Below are 18,375 nucleotides of genomic sequence, written 5' to 3' on the forward strand. Positions count from 1 at the left end.
TAATTGCTCTTTATTCCTTTGCCTGTCTCATTTTCCATTTTTTTTCTACCTAATCGTCCAAAAGAGCCACCACCTGTGGCAATCTGGGAAACAGAGATTTATCAAATCTGATATTTTTAGCTACAGCAAATTTACCTAATCAGGTTATGCAAACTCTGCCCATAGTAGATACTTCAAATACTACATCAAGTCAACCTACCTTTGATACAACTATCAAGCGGCGTAAAACCCGTCCTGTAAAGGTGGGTAATGTCACCATTGGAGGCGGCTACCCCGTTGTGGTGCAGTCAATGATTAACGAAGACACCCTTGATATTGATGGTTCCGTCGCTGGTATTCGTCGTCTGCACGAAATTGGCTGCGAAATTGTCCGTGTCACAGTGCCGAGTATGGCTCATGCTAAAGCTTTAGCAGAAATTAAACAAAAATTAATAAAAACTTACCAAGACGTGCCAATTGTGGCTGATGTCCATCACAATGGGCTAAAAATCGCTGTGGAAGTCGCCAAGCACATAGAAAAAGTGCGGATTAATCCGGGCTTGTATGTGTTTGAAAGGCCAAACGTCAATCGAACTGAGTATACTAAAACCGAATTTGACGAAATTGGCCATAAAATCCGCGAAACCCTAGAACCTCTAGTAGTTTCTTTGCGAGATCAAGGTAAATCGATGCGAATTGGGGTAAATCACGGTTCCCTAGCTGAAAGAATGCTATTTACCTACGGTGACACCCCTGAAGGCATGGTGGAATCTGCCATAGAATTCATTCGCATCTGTGAATCTTTGGATTTCCGCAACTTGGTTATTTCCATGAAGGCCTCACGAGTACCAGTGATGCTAGCCGCCTATCGCCTGATAGCCAAGCGCATGGATGACCTTGATATGGATTATCCGCTACATTTGGGCGTTACGGAAGCCGGTGATGGCGAATACGGGCGAATTAAATCCACGGCTGGTATTGCTACCTTACTTGCTGATGGCATTGGCGATACAATTCGCGTCTCACTTACAGAAGCACCAGAAAAAGAAATTCCCGTCTGCTACAGCATTCTCCAAGCTTTGGGATTGCGAAAAACTATGGTGGAATACGTTGCTTGTCCTTCCTGTGGACGCACTTTGTTTAACCTAGAAGAAGTGCTGCACAAAGTTCGGGAAGCCACTAAACACTTAACTGGTCTTGATGTAGCAGTTATGGGTTGCATTGTCAATGGCCCCGGAGAAATGGCGGATGCTGACTATGGTTATGTTGGTAAAACACCTGGTTACATTTCTTTGTATCGTGGCAGAGAGGAAATTAAAAAAGTCCCAGAAAATAAAGGTGTAGAGGAATTAATTAACCTCATTAAGGCAGATGAACGCTGGGTAGAGCCATAAAGGGGCTAGGGGAGTATGGAAGGTGGGGTCCCCTCTGGGGATAAGGGGTAATGGGGGAGCAAGAATTTTAGATTTGAGATTTTGGATTTTAGATTGAAATTTAATCCAAAATTTAAAATCCAAAATCCAAAATTGAATTGCCCAATGCCCAATCCCCAATGCCCAATCCCCAAATTCGCCAGATTGTCAAGTATTTTGTTTAAATTAGGGATACATATTCGGTCTGTACAGTAGTAGCCTGTGTTAGATTGAGCATACTGAAATATATATTTTCCCTCTGACCCAGCTGTCATTATGGTGATTACAAAAAGTAGGCTTGTTTTGGGTGCTACGGCAGTGACACTCTCCACGATCGCTGTTACTAGCCTTGGCATTCACTCACGAGGTCAGGCTTTATTTAAAGCAAGTCCCAAAGAATTGGTAGATGAAGTTTGGCAAGTTATTCAGCGCCAATATGTAGACGGTACTTTTAATCAGGTAGATTGGCAGGCTGTTCGTAAGGAGTACTTGAGCAAGTCCTACAGTAATCCACAGGAAGCGTATAAGTCCATTCGGGAAATGCTCAAAAAGCTACAAGACCCATACACCCGGTTTATGGACCCAGAGGAATTTAAGAATATGCAAGTGGACACCTCTGGAGAACTAATAGGTATTGGGATCACGATTAGTCAAGATGAAAAAACGAAGCAACTGGTTGTAATTGCCCCAATCGAAGATACACCAGCCTTTAAAGCTGGTGTTTTGGCGAAAGATGTCATCCTGAAAATCGACGGTAAAGATACTAAGGGGATGGATACCAATCAGGCAGTATCATTGATTAGGGGTGAAGCAGGAACTCAAGTCAGCCTGACAATTGGGCGCGACGGTAAAACAAAAGAGTTTGACATCAAACGGGCGCGAATTGAAATTCATCCAGTTAAGTTTTCCCAGAAGCAAACTCCAGCAGGGAATCTTGGCTACATTCGCTTGAACCAGTTCAGCGCCAATGCTGGTAAAGAAATGCAAACTGCCATCAAAAATTTAGAAAGTAAAAAGGTAGCTGGATATATTCTGGATCTGCGTGGTAATCCTGGCGGCTTACTTTTCTCCAGTGTGGATATTGCCCGGATGTGGATAGATAAAGGTAAGATTGTCTCCACCGTTGAACGCCAAGGAGAGGCAGAAAAGGAAGAGGCAAACGGACGAGCCTTGACAAATAAACCGTTGGTGGTGCTGGTAGATAAAGGTTCAGCCAGTGCAAGTGAAATCCTCTCCGGGGCTTTGCAGGATAATAAGCGTGCTACTTTGGTTGGTACTCAAACCTTTGGTAAGGGACTGGTGCAATCGGTGCGTCCCCTGGAAGATGGTTCAGGATTGGCGGTGACAATTGCTCATTATTATACCCCTAGCGGTAGAGATATCAATCATAAAGGTATTGAGCCAGATGTGAAGGTGGATTTGACCAAAACGCAGATGGAAGAGTTGTGGCTCCATGAACGTGACAAACTCGCTACTCTAGCAGACCCCCAATTCGCTAAAGCAGTGGAAGTCATAAGTAAACAAATTCCTGCTAAGGGCACGCCCACAGCAGAAAAATGAAGAGTTAGGAATAAAGTTAGGAGTGAATAGTGAGGAGTTAGGAATAAAAACCATCATTGTCAATTTCAAACTCTGCCAATTTGGGATTTTAGATTTTTCCTTCAATCCAAAATCTAAAATCCCAAATCGAATGACTCCTAACTTAAACTGGTTGGCATTTTCCAGCCCTAATAAGTCCGACACGCCGAGCGATCGCTTCTTCTTGCGAACTAAAAGGCCCCCACTGTTCTATAATCTCTAAATTATCGTCTCCAACTTTATCGCTGGGGACAATTTCGCAATTACCAGCAGAACGCTTGACAATATACCAAGTTTGTCTATCTTTCATGCTTGAAATAAAAAAATTTGTTTTTTACAGTCAGGATTTTACGACATAAGTAAGTCGGCAAGAAAAAATCAATTTATGTAAACAAATATAAAGTCAAGGTAGGGTGTGTTAGGCTTTCAGCTAACGCACCCTACATTTAAATTTCTTAACATAGCTTGAAATATTTGCGCCGACTCACTTAGAGAAAAGATTTTCGCGCGTATGCGATATACTAGGTTGGGCTGCTCCAACGCCCCTGATCTGATTTGGCTATAGACTAGACTCACGAACCAGCTCTCTACAGTCATAAATTTGCTATTTGGACTTGGCTACGCACTGATGAATTTTAATCAAAAGATAAAGTGCATTTAAAGAAGTAAATGAATTAATGTATATAATATTTTTAAAATAAAATGGATTGATATGCGTTTACCTATCATTATCAGTGCCGGATTATTGCTATCTTTTGGTCTGAACCTACCAGTAATGTCCAAATCTCCCATAGAGATAGCAGAATCGCCAGCGAGTAATAACTTGAATTTAAAGCGATTAGAAAAGCGATTAGAATTTAATCGCCGTTTCTGGAATCGGCAAAATATTTCCAACTATGACTATACTTTGAGCAATAGTTGCTTTTGTATAGCCGACGCTAGGGGACCAGTAGTCATTAAAGTACGTAATGGTCAAACAACTTCCATCACTTCTGTAGCTACAGGTAAACCAGTTAATCCAGAATTCTTTCAAAACTACAACACAATTCCTAAGCTATTTGATGTGATTCAAGATGCTATCAACCGTCAAGCCTTCAGCCTGAATGTACGGTACAGTGCTAGATTTGGCTATCCAACCCAAATTGATATCGATTACAACAGTCAGATAGCTGATGAAGAAAAATATCTCACAATTGAGAATTTTAAGAAAATTCAATAGGGGGATCTCACTTTCGTAGAAACCCTAAACCTCGCCCCAGCCCTCTCCGTGAGTTCGGAGAGGGAGCAGGAATCTTGTTTCTCTTATGGTGTATTTGCAAAACTGAGATGCTCCCAATTTAATAGCCGTTGCTGCAAGCAGAAATTTAGATATTAAGCCAAAGCGTCCTTTGAATGACTAATTAGGGCTTGCTGAATGAAGGTGTAACGTATTCTATACAAGGGGTTCAAGCCTTTTTTTACCAAACAAGTGCAAGGCTATAACATCTAAAGTCTCAAAACCCTTGCACAATCGTTAGCGATCGCTGGGGAAATTTGGAAACTGAGTAACGAAACAACTATTTTGCAACCTGTGTGGCTTCTAGATTCGCTTTAGAGACTTATTCAGCAAGCCCTAATTACTAAATGTGGAGTGTCTGTAGGTTTACCCCAATTTGTAGTAAACTAAACTATGAGATGCGATCGCAAAAATTGGATATCAAAGCTTTCTCAGCTTGATGGGTTGAGCCGGATTACCTGCATAAATAGTCATCGGCTCTAGTGAGCTTCCAGTCACGCCACCTAAAGTCAGTACTGCTCCCCGACCAACAGTAACTCCTGGGCCAATTAAAGACTTGGCAGCAATCCAACTATTCTCTTGAATATTGATTGGAGCAACAATTAATTTAAAATTGGGATGATTCCAATCATGATTTCCAGTGCAGAGATAGACCCCTTGAGACAGACAAACATGCTTTTCGATGGTTACAAAAGCGAGGTTATCTATCCATACATTTTCCCCAATCCAAACAAAATCACCAATGTATAACCGCCAGGGAAATTTTACCCGCACTCCAGGTTTAATGCGGACACCTTGACCGATTTTAGCTCCAAAACTGCGGAGTACCCAAATCTTAAAAGCTGAAAATGGTAGCCAATAACTTTCAACTAAAGCCGACCCAAGAAAATACCAAAAAAGTTGCTTCCAGTATGTTGCGCCTGGAGTATAGTTACCAATAGTATATTGATCTAGACGCATATGGTGGGTAAGCAAGGTAGGTTAAACAAGAATTCAATCAGCTAAAAGTTAGAGCGCCGGAAACCAGCGCTCTCAACTTTTAAAAATCGTGAGGGATTGATATCTACCACCAAGGATAAGGGTAGCGATCGCCTTGGCTCTGGGCATGTGATAATTTGAAGTAATTAGGAATAAGTGTTGGATCTGCTGTTGCTCGAAAACACTTACTAAAGTGGTAAAGTTATTTGTTTATTGAGTTATTCATACCAACATAATCAAAGTTTAAATTTATTAGCTTCTATCAAATAAATAGCTAGTAAAATTTCTGTCATAACACGCTAAAAGGCATAGTACCAACCATGCCAATTATCTAGAATACCGCCTTTGATAATCAAGCAATAAAATAAAAAATCAGGATAATAGCCTAGTATAAAAAAATCCCATATTTGTTCAGTTGGCGATGAAAGCGATTCACAAATATACTCACCCTTCATTGAGGTTGAGGTGTATCATTATGACATGCAGGTAGGTAACTGCCCAGCAACGCATAGCTGCTGAAACAGTAAATTCGCTAAGGCTTGATTCCCTGACTCATTTGGGTGTATGTCATCTCGAAATAAGGTTTCCACTTTTTTGCTAGGCAAGGTTGACCACTCGGACTGAGCGTCAATTAAAGGAACCTGTAAAAACTTTAACTGCTGAATAAACTCCAATTTATATTTAGGTGGATTGTTGGAGGGAACTAAGTTAGAAAGTTGAGGTACGAACAATACAAAAATGGGAATTTTTTGAATACGCACTAGCTGGACTGTAGTTTTAAGGTTCTGCATATTCTGTTGGAACTGGCGATCAGGTTGAGCAGATGAAGGAGTTAGCGGAAAATCAGAAGGGGCAGAGCCAATTTTAAAAATTTGTAATAACCTTGGCCAGGTATAGCGAGTCCAAGCTTCTTGAATTGCAAAGAGTGGAGGATGAGTAGGGAAATTAGGGTCGTTTCCGACAATAGCACTAGTACTTGTGGGTTGAGCTAAATCGTTAGTGCCAATCTCCAGAACGACAACATCACTCTCAAGAGTTCCGAATTCACGTAAATATCCTAAGTGGTTCCCAATTCCCCACGAGCCAGCAGAGGTATTGAGTACTTCTGCTGGATGTCCAACAGCCAATAATTTAAACTTAAAAATCTCAGTAATTGTTTGCTGTTGATCAGTAGGATTACCTCCATTGAGAATGGAATCACCGATCATCATAATTCTTAGTACTCCCTTAAGCTTTTCTGGCTTAATTGGCTCTGAACGTTGGGAGTACTGGTTATATTCTATTCTTTTACCAAAACGAAATACTTTTTGGTTTGCTTGAAAGCGATAACCTGTATAAGGATCTGCTTGACTTAATAGGGGATTACCTAGTCCAAGCAGAAGTCTTAAAAAAAATTCAGTGGTTATTACAACAACTGTTATGTAAATAAGTGTTCTATATTTGCAAAATTTACGAAAAATTTTATTCAATTTATACGAACCTCGTTTTGATCTAATTTTTCATATTCAATCAAGCGTATTGATCACAGAACTTCGGCTAGCATTCGCTGAAAAGCTTAGTAGCACCCAGCCGATCCGTACTTCGGTGATTCAGCACTTCTGAACTTTTAACTTTTGCCTTGTTCACTAAAAAATACTGATCGCTTATAAAAATAGCAAATTCTGATCATTTCGTAAATCTAGATTTTTGCACTTGAGTTTACAAGATATTCTGGCAAGAGTTTTCTTTCAATAATCGCATGATAAACAGAGGTAAGATTTTGAGCGATCGCTTCCCAGGAATATTGCTGTTTGACAAGCTGTTTGCCATTCTCGCCTTGCTGTTGTCTCAGATTGGGAGATTTCAGTAACAGCGCGATCGCTTCTGTCAATGTTTCAAGTGTACCCTCAACAACCAACCCAGCTTGGGCAGCAGCAACTTCTGGAGAAATTTGAATTCCTGGAGTTATAATCACAGGCAATCCAGCTGCCATTGCTTCAGCAACGGCGATACCGAAATTCTCGGAAAAAGATGGTAAAATAAATATATCTGACCCTTGTAGCACCAAGTCTTTCTCTTGCCCGATCACAAAACCAGCGAAGGAAATTTGATGGGAGATGCCAAGGGATATTGCCAAGTTTTTCAGCTGAGTTTCATATTCTGGTTCTCCGGAACCCGCTATGATTAGATGAAAATCATGGTTTTGTTCTACAAGACGGCCAAGTGCCTGTAGTAGTAAGTCTGGGCGTTTTTTGTAGTGAAGACGAGAAAGAAACAGCACTATGGGTGTTTCTGTAGAAATGCCGTAGATGTGTCGTAGTTTTTGTTTGGCATCGGGTAAAGGGTGAGGGATATTCACCCCAAGAGGTAAAGTGAGGACGGGTGTCTTAACACCGAAGTTACGGATATCTTCTGCTTCACCAGCAGATGTAGAATGAATAACAGCCGCACGATTTAGATTATGATGCTCAATCAGCCGACTATAAACCTGTTTTTTCATGCGACTTTGAGCTAGTGCCCAAGGTGACAATTGACCCATTGTGTGAACGAGATAGGGGATTCCTTGCCAACGGGCGATCGCCGCAGCACAAGTCGGAGCATAGGAAAAAAGATAGTGAGTTTCCACTAGGTTATAATTTCGCATATGCTGCCAAAGCCAAGGTGCTAACTCAGGAGAGAAGATGTATTCTTTGATTCGGTAAGAAACACGGGGGAAAAACCAGATTGGCACTTGTTTATACTCAATACGCTGACTAAGAGGGACATCTAACAAAGTATTTCCATCATCATTGGTGGTGACAATCTCAATATCTGACCCAAGCTGGCGCAGGGCTTTGACCAAGTTTAGAACAACTTCAGTAGGGCCGCCCATAGTCAGACTGATGGAGGGTATGACTTGTAATATCTTCATCTATTTTTTAGGTTAATTTTGTTGATCAACTTCACCAGGTAGTGGGTAGTAGTTTAGTTTGAATTAACTTAGCCAGAGTTTGTTGGAACTGTTAAAATCCAAATCTGGCAATCACTTGCTTGCGTAAAATTTGAGGTTGATAGAGGATGGGGTGAAGATAAATACCTCGTAAGATTTGAATCAGTGTTTGAGCGATCGCATTTACATTATCAGGATTCACCAAGACACCAAACTCCCCATTACAGAGGGCACCAGTAGAATGGCAAAGGGAGCTAAAACTCCAATATACTCTTTCAGGGAATTGCTGCCTCAATTACTTCTAGATAAGCTTTAGCGACTGCTGATTTCTGATGGCGTAAAAGGTGAGCATGTGAATTAGCTCGGTATTTAGCCAGTTGCTCAGGATTTTTTAAGAGATTAAATAGAATTTGCGTTAATGCCTGCACATCTCCATTGGGGAATGTCAGACCACAGGAACCAATGGCATCTTTTAATCCCCCACCCTCTGAACCAACAACCACGCAGCTACAAGCAATACCCTCTAGTGCTACTACTCCAAAAGGTTCATCATAAAGAGAAGGAATAATCATAATCTGATGTTGATTAAGAAGATGGACTAATTCCTCTCCGACTTTGGAGCCAACAAAAACAACCTGTTTGTCAATCCCTAAATTTTTAGTTTTTAGCTGTAGTTTTGGCTTCTCTGGACCATCCCCAATTATTGTTAACTGTGGACTAAATCCAGACTCTAGCAGATGTGCTAACGATTCCAGTAATATATCAACTCCTTTCTCTGAAACCAGTCGCCCCAGAAAAACAAGTTCTAGATTTTTTTCAGCTTCTGGAATTATCCGGAATAAATGGTCACGATATGGATTCGGTATAACAGTGGAAGGAAATTTTAAATGCTCTGCTATGGCTTCGCTAATTGAAATTGATACAGCGAACTGATTTATCCAATGCTTGATTTTGGCCAGCCAATCATCAGCATTACCGCCAATTTTATTTACACTACCATCGATACTTCTGATCCAAACTTGATGGCGAATGACCCAAGGTTTCTTGAACAGTAATAATGGCCAAGCTCCCCTTAAACTAATGCCATTATGAAAATAAACATCACACCATCTGACAAGCTTTATTAGCTTCATCCAATGAGGATTGCGAACTACTTCAAAAGGAAATGGTAAGCCATTTCCATCGAGATTCTTTCCCCTAGTTTTGGTAACTAGTATTATTTGATGTCCTATTTGGCTAAATTCACGAGCTAATATCTCAGCATTAGTTTCACTACCACCTAAGCTAGGATAAAAAAACTTCGATAAGAAGAGAATTTTCACGATATTTTATGTTTTTTTTGATTAAAAAAGAATTCAGGATGAATTCTGAATTCTTTTTCAATTAATAGACCTGTCCGGATAATTAGTTACTATTCCTACAGTCATTGCACCCACACCAGTTGCTTTTTTCTTCCAACGCGAAGGAGCGTCAAAGCTGTGCTTTGTCTCTTTGGGGTTCTTCAGGAATGAAAGGTAATTTACCGAAGATGAATTAACTCAGCCAGAGTTTGTTGGAACCGTTCAAATCCAAATCTGGCAATCACTTGCTCGCGTAAAATTTGAGGTTGATAGAGGATGGCGTGAGGATAAGTACCTCGTAAGATTTGAATCAGTGTTTGGGCGATCGCATTTAGATCATCAGGATTCACCAACACGCCTAACTCCCCATTACAGAGGGCATCAACTGCACCATCTTGATTCCCTGCTAAAGTTGGTTTGCCACAAGCCAGAGCTTCCAAATACACAATTCCAAATCCCTCTCCTTTACTAGGCATGGCAAAAACATCGCAGAGATTGTAATAGTCACAGAGTTCTGAATCTGGTATAAATCCTGCTAATGTTACACAGTCGTATAAGTTTAATTGAGAAATTAGTTGCTCAATTCGGGGGCGATCGCTTCCTTTGCCTACTAAGATGTAATGAGCATTGGGAATGGCTAGGCGAATCTCAGGCATTGCTAGTAAGATTTGGTCGTAGCCCTTGTAGCGTTCACTATTGTCTAATCGAGCTACGGTCAAAATGATTGGCTGTTCAAGAGTTAAGCTATGGCGTTCCAGTAGATATTGCGGCTTCAGAGAAATTTGGAAGCGTCTAGCATCAAAAGTAACTGGTAAAAGTTCAATCTTATCTGGATCTAAATTATGCTCATTAATTAGGCGATCGCGGGTGTAACCACTAATTGAAATTATTTTTTCAGCAGCATATAACGCTTTTATTTTCCATGTATTTTGAATTTCCCAAGCATCAACACCATAAACAATAATTCCATAAGGAATACCCGTAAACCGATGAATAAAAAATGCTACAGGAGAAAAATTAATATGCCCACATAGAATAAAACTTGGACGATTGATTAATGTTTTTGTAATTAATTTAAAAGTAAAGTGCGCTGTTTGTAACACACTAGGCAAATGACCGCTAAAAGTAAATGAATAATTGTTTGAATTGAATTTATCTACAGGCTTATTTCTATCGAGCTTATCTAAAATACATACAGATAAGTTGGGTAGTGCTTCTTGTATAGCCTGGAGAACATCCTGGAGATAAACCTGAATACCACCCTTAAATTCAAACAGGTTAGGAAACCAAAGATGCAGAGAGTCTGGCGTTGCAGATTTTAGCTTTTCAACATTCATTATTTGCATATTTATACCTCTAAAATTTTATGATTAGTTAAGTATTTAGTAATTGATAATTTCCTGAACTCGACTTGCCAATCTCTGGCAGTACATACCCCAGTTCAACTCTTCAGCTTTGCGACGAGCTGCCCGTCCCATTTCTATTAACTCTTGGGGATGAGAGTAGCACCACTCTAGTTTTTCTTTGAGTGCTTCCACATCTCGAATGGGAATAATAAACCCTTCCACCCCATCGGTTAAAATATCAGGGCCTGCTGTATGAGGGGTTGTAATTACAGGAATGCCACAAGCCATCGCTTCTAGAAGTACCAGTCCAAAGCCTTCTACTAAAGAAGGAAACACAAACACATTGGCATTACTGTAATATTGATTCAGCGTAGTATGGGGTACTGATGGGATGTAATTAACTCCATGAGGAAGTTGGGAAAGCCAGGTTTGGGGAAATTCGTTTACTCCTACCAGTATTAACTCTGCCTGGGGAAGTTGGAGTTCTTCCCATGCTTTGACGAGGTAATGAACTCCTTTGCGAGCACCGACGCGACCGACAAACAAGGCCCGAAAAGTTTGATCTAGTTTGGGTTGGGGTTGAAAATAATCAATCGGTGCGCCGTAAGGGATAACCGTAATTTTGTCAGGACTAACCCCTTCCCTGAGTAAGGATTGCTGGGTAATGGAAGAGGCCACAAAAATATGATCTGCCAGCGCCACTTCTTGCTCCTTGCGTCTCAACTTCCAGTCAGGTTCTCGTACTGCTTGCAGTGATGCAGATAGTGCTGGGAACCGTTCAGCTTCCTCTTGCTGAATTTCTCGCGCCATGCGGTAGAACAGGATAGGCAAGTCGTACAGGCATAAAATTCCCTGTTGCTTGGCAACCTCAAAGGTAGTAGCAGCAGCATCTTCATAAGCATAAACTGCTGCCAGACCCTGGAGGTGATGCTTGGCAACATGGCGATCGAGAGAAGCATAAACCCAATCTATGGGACCTTGAGAACCGAAGCCAAAACGCCTACTGAGTCGAGTTTTAACCAATGTCAACCGCATTGCTTCACCCCAAGGGTGCGATCGCATGGCTACACCATTTGGAGGAATCCAGGTACGCCGCCCTAGTTCATTCGCAATAGAATTACTAATTTGAGCCGGAAGCAGCTTTAAGTAGTGGCTGATACTTCCTTCTGGGTTATAGGCAATGGTTGTAATCACCTCCCGCAGCAGACCGACTTCTCCTAGTGCATTCGCTGCCTGACGGACGTTAGGATTACCTGTAGGGTGGATCAGGGCGATAGGTATCTGGGCCATTGAAGAATTCCTGTTGTTGTTTCCAGTTTTCTATCTGTTCGAGTCGGGGTAGAAGGAAAATAAATCCTGCCAGGAACCAGTAGTAGACTAGAAGAGTATGGTTGAACACAACCCGATCAGTAAATAGAAGCGCATGAATCAAAAAAGCCGACAGCGCTAGCTCTCGCAACAGAGGGCGCTTTAATTTCAGGAATGCGTGCCATAGTAGATAAATGAATATGAGTTTCAGTAGATACCATAAGAAAAAACCTATAGGACCAATTTCCAGAACTATTCGACCCAATTCCGACTCATAGTAGACAGGAATGGTTTCTCCTAGAGGTAAATTTAGAATCCTACGCAATACTGAAGCTGCTGGATGAGTTGCGCCTGGACCATAACTATCCAGTCCTTTTAACTTTATAAATTCAAATGGTTCAATGAAGATTCCCGAAATGCGACTAGACAAATCATGATTGGAATTGATGCGGAATAGTAAAGAATTGATAGCAGAGTGAAACAAAGTGACACTCACAACAGCTATGGTGATAATAGGCACTGTAAACTGTTTTATCAAGGGAATGGCTGTTTTCAGATTAGTTAGTAACTGTGCCCCAAAATAACCGATTAAAAACAGGATTTCAGTGAAAAAAAGACCACGAGCGCCGGTCATGAACGAGGTACCACTAATTAGTAGTAATTCTGCGATTGTTGCCCAACGCCACCATCGAGATTGCGGAACTGCTAACAGGGGAACTAACAATCCAAAGGAAATAATTGCATAAACTGAATAGCCACTAATGTAGGAAAAAGTGCCTGTAACACGAACACTGCTGGAATTTCCATCTCCAAAAGTTGCAATACCTTGTTTTATATCTTGAGCATAGGTGTTGAGGGGACTTGAAGGGGGGCTAAAGAACTGTGCTATTGCTAATAGCCCCACTGGAATGACCAATAGCAGGTAGGATCGCAGGAATCTATATAATTCTTCTTCTGAACGAAAGAGATTGGGTAACATCCATATTAAAGGAATGTATAACAAGTATCCTCTTATCCCAAAAATACCAATAATTGCAGAACCTAAGTTAGGATTAAAAACTTGTAACAGACACCAAGCTGTTAATAGCAAAATCATCGAAGCGATAGTTTCAGCTGCCGAATTGCCTTTGATACGAAAGGTTTTTTCAGTAGATGAGAAAATGAAATAACGAAGATAAGCTCCTATAAGTACAATATCTTTCAAAAAATAGATGAACTGACTGGCTTGGGGTAGAACCCATTTCCGTAAAGCACCTTCAATTACCACTAAAACTAGTATGGTTTTTATAGAAGTCCGCCAGTTTTGAGCAGAAAGATAGAGAATAACTATAATGGCAAAGGGAGCTAAAACTCCAATATACTCTTTCACCGAATTGCTGCCTCAATTACTTCTAGATAAGCTTTAGCGACTGTTGATTTATGATGACGTAAAAGGTGAGCATATGAATTAGCTCGGTAGTTAGCCAGTTGCTCAGGGTTTTTTAAGAGATTAAATAGAGTTTGCGTTAATGCCTGCACATCACCATTGGGGAATGTCACACCACAGGGGCCAATGGCATCTTTTAATCCTCCACCCTCTGAACCAACAACCACGCAGCCACAGGCAATTCCTTCTAAGGCGACAATACCAAATGGTTCATCCCAAAGAGATGGCACTACAATAATTTGATGAGCATTTAATAACTTAACTAACTCATGCTCAATTTTCACTCCAGCAAAATAAATTTGATCAACAATTCTTAAATCATTTGCTTGTTGACGTAAGCTATATTCTTCAGGTCCGCTACCAATAATGGTTAACTTAGGAGTAAGCCCCATTTTTTTTAGTTTAGCCAATGCCTCTAATAGCAAATTTGCTCCTTTATCAGAAACTAAACGCCCTAAAAAAACAAGTTCTTGCCTACGCGCAACTTCTGGTATTTCATAGAAAATATCCTCACGGTAAGAATTAGGAATTACATTAGATGCTGCTGGTATAGACTTAGCTAAAGCATGACTAGCTGAAATATTAGTTGCAAAATGAGTAACCATGTGCTTGAGATGATTTTGCCAATTCATACTTCCATCAGGGGAGCGATACCAAGTTTGGTGGGTTATCACTAAAAGTTTAGATATGAACATTAATGGCCAAAGCCCCTTCAAGCTCACACAGCCTTGAAAATAAATATCACACCATTGAGTGAGTTTTAATAATTGTTTTGGACTAGGTTGTCTGACGACTTCAAATGAAAAATCCTTTGAGTCTGTTGCTGGAGTTTGGGAGACTAGCTTCACTTCGTGTCCTTGAACAATGAATTCATGAGCCAGGATGGACACAACAGTTTCTAATCCGCCAACACTGGGATAAAAGAGCGGAGAATAGATAAGTATTTTCACAATAACTTTAACTAAACTTTACACTAAATCTATTCGGTTATGAAGGGAATGCCATCCCCACGCCTTAGTACGTTGTACAACACGGGCTGGATTTATAGTCGCCAGATAACAGGGCGGTTCCCAGTCACGTCCTGTTATCTGGCTTTCAGGAGAACAAATGATTGGCCCCCAAAAACCTCCTACAGCTTTGAAAATGGTGTATCCATACTTTTGTAAAAAATTTGTTACCAAACTAGGATTGGAATTATGTTCCTCGAATATAATGTCGCGAATTTTTTGCTGAGAAATCATTTGTTTAGCACCATTTAAAGCTTCAAACTCATGCCCTTCAATATCAATTTTAAGAACACCTATCTGAAAAGATTGATTCAAATCTAAAATTTTATCCAGTGTAGAGACAGAAACTAAATAAGATTTTTGAATCAAAGAACTTTCATTTATGGTCAAAACATTATTGTTAGTCTCGATTTTAGATAAACCCCGATTTTTATCAAAGCCATCTGGGATAGTTAATACATTCGAGCCAGATTTATCGGAAATTGCTATTTCTCGTGGTATAATATTATGCCATCCCATAGACTCTTGCCAGCTTGTGATGTTTTCTAATAATTCCTGATAAATCTCTGGATGCGGTTCATAACAATATACCTTACCTGTCTGAGTAACTTTAGCCGCCATAATGCTAGTCATATAACCAATATTTGCACCAACATCTATAGCAATTTCTCCTTGTTCAATTAACCTCCATAACATTTCTGTGACAATTAAATCGTAAACTCCAGTCATATATATGGCACGTCCAATGGTATCATCTGGATGAACTTTAATTTGGGCTTTCCAAGGCAGAATAACTGATGAGAAATTATTGATTACATTATTTTCAGTGGAACGTTGAATACGTTGCCATATCTGGGAAGGTCTGAAAAAATATTCTGGCTTATTTAGATTTTCAAAATTCGCTAACATATTATTTCTCCTAATTGTTTAGATTTAATACTAAATAATAGCGGTCAAAATTCAATTCCTTATATAGGACTCATATTTGATTTTTAAAATACAATGAGAATTTTTCATAAATCAAATTGGATTGCTATATAACTTGATCAAATAAATTTTCTTAATATTTTTTTGCTAGCAAAAAGAATAAATATTTAAGTCTGACATTATCTATTTTTTTGCATATCCTGTAACAGAACCAGCAATTTGATTGGGTAAAAATCTCACAAGTTGGTTTACTAAAAAACCTGATATTCCTGATTTTTTATATAAAAAAGGTACTTGAGGAACGACATCAATCGCTATTTTCTCAAAGCCAGCTTCTTTAAGAGATTCCCTCAAACTCCTGTGAACCACCTAATGTGCGTGCGATCCATTGTTCCGCAATTACTGTATTCAAAATTTCCTTGGAGTAGACGACGCACAACAGAAATATGGGCAATATTAGGAACTACTATATGTATAGTACCGCCCGGTTGCAAAACTTTCATAGCACCCTTGATAACTGCCCAAGGATTTTGTAAGTGTTCAAGGATATCCAAAAAGAGTATAGCATCGTAATTTATCAGACCATCAAAGGATTTTTCATTATCAATTGCGCGTATGAAAACCTGATTGAGACGAGTTTGGGCAACCTCAGCAGCAGGTAAATAAGGCTCGACACCATCAACAGTGCAATTCTTTTGTATTCGTAAGACTTCACCAAAGCGACCTGTATCACAACCAACATCCAACACACGACTACCTGAAAGAATTGCCCTGTATACCAAACCACGACTCCCATGATCATCCTCAAGGGATGGGAGTGGAAAATCATAAATGGGGCGTAGAGTATTTACATTTTCATTAATATTCATTGCCATAACTACTCCATACTTCATTAAGTAATTGTCGTCTCCCATATAGCTTATCTTTAAGAGTCGCAGAATCTTTAATTACCACTTTGCCCACAATTATCAAAAAGCTGTATTCAAGTGCATGACGAGTTACCAATCCAGCTTTTAATAGCCAAGGTAGAGGTAGATGTCCATGTTTTGCTAACAACCGCCATCGATTTCTATGATGGCGCAAAACCCGTTTAGCTGTAGTTTGGAAACTACCTCCACCTTTGTGATATGCAACTAAACTAGGATCAATTTGCATATGCCATCCAGCAGCACGAAGTCTCATGGAAAAATCTATATCAGCATCCAAGAAATCAAATCCTTCATCAAAACCACCAACTTTCTCAAAGGCTATCCTTCGCACAGCCATTCCACAGGAATGAAGACACAGGGGACGCTCTCTTGTGTGCTTAAACCTAGAATTATATAATGCTGCTAACTGTTGTCCAAGTAACAAGCCAAGTACATTCGGTTCTGTACTGTAAGAACCTGTAGGTTGGCCTTGCTCATCTATGAGTTTAAAACCCACAGCCCCCAATTGTGAGTTAGTTGCAAATAAATGAGCAAGTGATTGAGTCAAATCCATTAAGGGATAAGCATCACTATCAAACAGAATAATTACATCTTCTTTTACATGGGAAAAACCAATGTTTACACTAGCCACATATCCGCGATTTTCAGGATTGTGAATGATTCGCACTTTATCGGGTAGATTTTCGGGTGCATTTTGTACAGAGGCATCATCAACAACTAAAATCTCTGTAAGATTTTCCTTTGACCAACGCTCAAGTTCTTGAGCGCAGAGAGTTGTCAGTTGCCAAGTATTATAATTAGTGATCAGAGCAGAAAAACTAATGCTCATAGTTTGTATTAAAGTGTGATTGCTGAATTTGTTATTAGGTATTTGGCAAATATCTGAATATGTACCGACAAGTTGTGAGTTTGATACCAGTAATAAGCATTGTCTGCGATCGCCTGCATCTCCCCGTCATTTCCTAACTCATTCTCTTGAGGATTAGGAACCCAATAATGCTTCCCTGGTTCTATACCATCAACTACTGAGACACTACCTTTGGCATTGATAGGTAATACTCGGTGGGCACAGTAAGAAGCAAAAATAGTTGACTTAGCTAAAAAATCGGGGTGATAGTCCGAGAAAGCAGCAACAGAATCTGCCAAAATATTACTCACCTTTTCGGCAGATTGCTGTCCTATTTCTAAGATAGGTACTTTAGTAATTAAGGATAAATTTACTCCCGTTGGAGTTCCTACATCCCAAATTTCTTGAATGTTTAACCTCTGACAAACATACTCCAAAACTGCTTGAGATTCTCGGTAAACTCTTGCGCGGTTGGCAATACCTCCAAAGACAACTAACCTCTGCTGGCGTTCTAACAAAGGAAGTACTTTATCTGGTTCACCGATGTTTGAAAAAACTGGTAGGAATGGAATTTCATGATGCTTGCCTCGGCTAATATTAGCAATTATTTCAGCATAGAGTTGTTTACTAGTAATACAGCGATCGCTCATTTGTGCCAAACGTGCTGCTAAATTTCTCTGTAAGGATGATAGCCAAAAAGCACTTGTCCAGGGTGGGCCAGAAGCAGAAATTTCGTGGAACATGGTAACGAGCGATCGCTTAGGAAATAAACTTTTCCAACGCTGTAACCCATCGACTAACCAAACTGGACAGCCTCGTTGAGCATAGCCGTAGCCTACGTAATGTAAAAGGATGCTGGATGAGCGATCGGTTGATAATAAATTTAGCAGTGCATCAGGAGAGCGATGTCTACGACCGGCTACGCCCACGCTAACTTGGCTAACAACAAATCCTTCAATTTCTGCTGCACCAGTCCAGGTGGTATCACCTACTATAAAATGAGTTTTAATATTAAAGTCCTTGCGAAGTTGACGAGCTAAATTTAGCGCATAGTCTCCTACACCATCAATTGCAGGAGGCAGTCGAGGTACAATGGAAGTAACTTGCATTAACT

At 40.1% G+C, this 18,375-nt stretch carries 18 protein-coding genes and 1 pseudogene; 3 read left to right on the plus strand and 16 right to left on the minus strand.

Annotation, left to right across the window (positions count from 1 at the left end; genetic code table 11):
• Window positions 1-146 precede the first annotated feature (146 nt).
• Together ispG and ctpC are read left to right on the plus strand one after the other, a co-directional pair.
• Complete coding sequence (gene ispG, locus V7K36_RS21515; protein WP_335119079.1) at window positions 147-1,373, plus strand: (E)-4-hydroxy-3-methylbut-2-enyl-diphosphate synthase; 1,227 nt, start codon at window positions 147-149, stop codon at window positions 1,371-1,373.
• Window positions 1,374-1,667: 294 nt separating this feature from the next.
• The gene (gene ctpC, locus V7K36_RS21520; RefSeq protein ID WP_335119081.1) at window positions 1,668-2,951 is read left to right on the plus strand and encodes a carboxyl-terminal processing protease CtpC; all 1,284 of its coding nucleotides are present in this window, start codon (window positions 1,668-1,670) and stop codon (window positions 2,949-2,951) included.
• A 142-nt stretch (window positions 2,952-3,093) separates the two neighbouring features.
• On the opposite strand, the gene V7K36_RS21525 is transcribed toward ctpC, so the two are convergent.
• The gene (locus V7K36_RS21525; RefSeq protein WP_335119083.1) at window positions 3,094-3,279 is read right to left on the minus strand and encodes a DDE transposase family protein; all 186 of its coding nucleotides are present in this window, start codon (window positions 3,277-3,279) and stop codon (window positions 3,094-3,096) included.
• A gap of 402 nt (window positions 3,280-3,681) precedes the next feature.
• On the opposite strand from V7K36_RS21525, the gene V7K36_RS21530 reads away from it, so the two are divergent.
• Window positions 3,682-4,188, plus strand: a complete 507-nt coding sequence (locus tag V7K36_RS21530) for a DUF6174 domain-containing protein (RefSeq protein ID WP_334824226.1) — start codon at window positions 3,682-3,684, stop codon at window positions 4,186-4,188.
• Between the two features lie 477 nt (window positions 4,189-4,665).
• Here the strand turns inward: V7K36_RS21530 and V7K36_RS21535 are convergent, their stop codons facing one another.
• From V7K36_RS21535 to V7K36_RS21605, 15 genes and pseudogenes are all read right to left on the minus strand, one after another.
• Complete coding sequence (locus V7K36_RS21535; RefSeq protein WP_335119322.1) at window positions 4,666-5,205, minus strand: WcaF family extracellular polysaccharide biosynthesis acetyltransferase; 540 nt, start codon at window positions 5,203-5,205, stop codon at window positions 4,666-4,668.
• A 102-nt stretch (window positions 5,206-5,307) separates the two neighbouring features.
• Window positions 5,308-5,427 (minus strand): annotated as a pseudogene (locus V7K36_RS21540) (YdcF family protein); the annotation flags it as partial.
• A gap of 269 nt (window positions 5,428-5,696) precedes the next feature.
• Window positions 5,697-6,434 (minus strand): SGNH/GDSL hydrolase family protein, encoded by a 738-nt coding sequence (locus V7K36_RS21545; protein WP_335119085.1) that lies wholly within the window; start codon window positions 6,432-6,434, stop codon window positions 5,697-5,699.
• Window positions 6,435-6,901: 467 nt separating this feature from the next.
• Window positions 6,902-8,113, minus strand: coding sequence for a glycosyltransferase (locus V7K36_RS21550; RefSeq protein ID WP_335119086.1), 1,212 nt, complete (start codon window positions 8,111-8,113; stop codon window positions 6,902-6,904).
• A 91-nt stretch (window positions 8,114-8,204) separates the two neighbouring features.
• Window positions 8,205-8,336 (minus strand): hypothetical protein, encoded by a 132-nt coding sequence (locus V7K36_RS21555; RefSeq protein WP_335119088.1) that lies wholly within the window; start codon window positions 8,334-8,336, stop codon window positions 8,205-8,207.
• 70 nt (window positions 8,337-8,406) lie between these two features.
• Complete coding sequence (locus V7K36_RS21560; RefSeq protein WP_335119090.1) at window positions 8,407-9,453, minus strand: glycosyltransferase family 4 protein; 1,047 nt, start codon at window positions 9,451-9,453, stop codon at window positions 8,407-8,409.
• Between the two features lie 197 nt (window positions 9,454-9,650).
• Window positions 9,651-10,808, minus strand: a complete 1,158-nt coding sequence (locus V7K36_RS21565) for a glycosyltransferase (RefSeq protein ID WP_335119324.1) — start codon at window positions 10,806-10,808, stop codon at window positions 9,651-9,653.
• A gap of 45 nt (window positions 10,809-10,853) precedes the next feature.
• The gene (locus V7K36_RS21570; RefSeq protein WP_335119092.1) at window positions 10,854-12,107 is read right to left on the minus strand and encodes a glycosyltransferase family 4 protein; all 1,254 of its coding nucleotides are present in this window, start codon (window positions 12,105-12,107) and stop codon (window positions 10,854-10,856) included.
• Entirely contained in the window at window positions 12,067-13,494 is a 1,428-nt protein-coding gene (locus V7K36_RS21575; RefSeq protein WP_335119094.1) for a hypothetical protein, read from the minus strand. Before V7K36_RS21575 ends, V7K36_RS21570 begins: the two co-directional genes overlap by 41 nt.
• Complete coding sequence (locus V7K36_RS21580) at window positions 13,491-14,501, minus strand: glycosyltransferase family 4 protein (protein WP_335119096.1); 1,011 nt, start codon at window positions 14,499-14,501, stop codon at window positions 13,491-13,493. The genes V7K36_RS21575 and V7K36_RS21580 overlap by 4 nt, the downstream gene beginning before the upstream one ends.
• 18 nt (window positions 14,502-14,519) lie before the next feature.
• Window positions 14,520-15,467 (minus strand): FkbM family methyltransferase, encoded by a 948-nt coding sequence (locus V7K36_RS21585; protein WP_335119098.1) that lies wholly within the window; start codon window positions 15,465-15,467, stop codon window positions 14,520-14,522.
• Between the two features lie 201 nt (window positions 15,468-15,668).
• Window positions 15,669-15,839: a hypothetical protein gene (locus V7K36_RS21590; RefSeq protein WP_335119100.1), complete on the minus strand. Its 171-nt coding sequence runs from the start codon at window positions 15,837-15,839 to the stop codon at window positions 15,669-15,671.
• Window positions 15,836-16,360, minus strand: coding sequence for a class I SAM-dependent methyltransferase (locus V7K36_RS21595; RefSeq protein ID WP_335119102.1), 525 nt, complete (start codon window positions 16,358-16,360; stop codon window positions 15,836-15,838). The genes V7K36_RS21590 and V7K36_RS21595 overlap by 4 nt, the downstream gene beginning before the upstream one ends.
• Window positions 16,344-17,243, minus strand: a complete 900-nt coding sequence (locus V7K36_RS21600; protein WP_335119103.1) for a glycosyltransferase family 2 protein — start codon at window positions 17,241-17,243, stop codon at window positions 16,344-16,346. The genes V7K36_RS21595 and V7K36_RS21600 overlap by 17 nt, the downstream gene beginning before the upstream one ends.
• Before the next feature lie 8 nt (window positions 17,244-17,251).
• Window positions 17,252-18,370: a glycosyltransferase family 1 protein gene (locus V7K36_RS21605; RefSeq protein WP_335119105.1), complete on the minus strand. Its 1,119-nt coding sequence runs from the start codon at window positions 18,368-18,370 to the stop codon at window positions 17,252-17,254.
• Window positions 18,371-18,375 lie beyond the last annotated feature (5 nt).

The organism is Nostoc sp. (assembly GCF_036919555.1).
Taxonomy (GTDB): Bacteria; Cyanobacteriota; Cyanobacteriia; order Cyanobacteriales; family Nostocaceae; genus Nostoc.

What these genes read in the sequence shown, in the direction of transcription:
- V7K36_RS21595 (WP_335119102.1), bottom strand. Translation starts at nt 16,360, where the DNA reads ATGGCAATGAATATTAATGAAAATGTAAATACTCTACGCCCCATTTAT.
- V7K36_RS21565 (WP_335119324.1), bottom strand. Translation starts at nt 10,808, where the DNA reads ATGAATGTTGAAAAGCTAAAATCTGCAACGCCAGACTCTCTGCATCTT.
- V7K36_RS21530 (WP_334824226.1), top strand. Translation starts at nt 3,682, where the DNA reads ATGCGTTTACCTATCATTATCAGTGCCGGATTATTGCTATCTTTTGGT.
- V7K36_RS21570 (WP_335119092.1), bottom strand. Translation starts at nt 12,107, where the DNA reads ATGGCCCAGATACCTATCGCCCTGATCCACCCTACAGGTAATCCTAAC.
- V7K36_RS21605 (WP_335119105.1), bottom strand. Translation starts at nt 18,370, where the DNA reads ATGCAAGTTACTTCCATTGTACCTCGACTGCCTCCTGCAATTGATGGT.
- V7K36_RS21535 (WP_335119322.1), bottom strand. Translation starts at nt 5,205, where the DNA reads ATGCGTCTAGATCAATATACTATTGGTAACTATACTCCAGGCGCAACA.
- ispG (WP_335119079.1), top strand. Translation starts at nt 147, where the DNA reads ATGCAAACTCTGCCCATAGTAGATACTTCAAATACTACATCAAGTCAA.
- ctpC (WP_335119081.1), top strand. Translation starts at nt 1,668, where the DNA reads ATGGTGATTACAAAAAGTAGGCTTGTTTTGGGTGCTACGGCAGTGACA.
- V7K36_RS21600 (WP_335119103.1), bottom strand. Translation starts at nt 17,243, where the DNA reads ATGAGCATTAGTTTTTCTGCTCTGATCACTAATTATAATACTTGGCAA.
- V7K36_RS21545 (WP_335119085.1), bottom strand. Translation starts at nt 6,434, where the DNA reads ATGATGATCGGTGATTCCATTCTCAATGGAGGTAATCCTACTGATCAA.
- V7K36_RS21585 (WP_335119098.1), bottom strand. Translation starts at nt 15,467, where the DNA reads ATGTTAGCGAATTTTGAAAATCTAAATAAGCCAGAATATTTTTTCAGA.
- V7K36_RS21525 (WP_335119083.1), bottom strand. Translation starts at nt 3,279, where the DNA reads ATGAAAGATAGACAAACTTGGTATATTGTCAAGCGTTCTGCTGGTAAT.
- V7K36_RS21550 (WP_335119086.1), bottom strand. Translation starts at nt 8,113, where the DNA reads ATGAAGATATTACAAGTCATACCCTCCATCAGTCTGACTATGGGCGGC.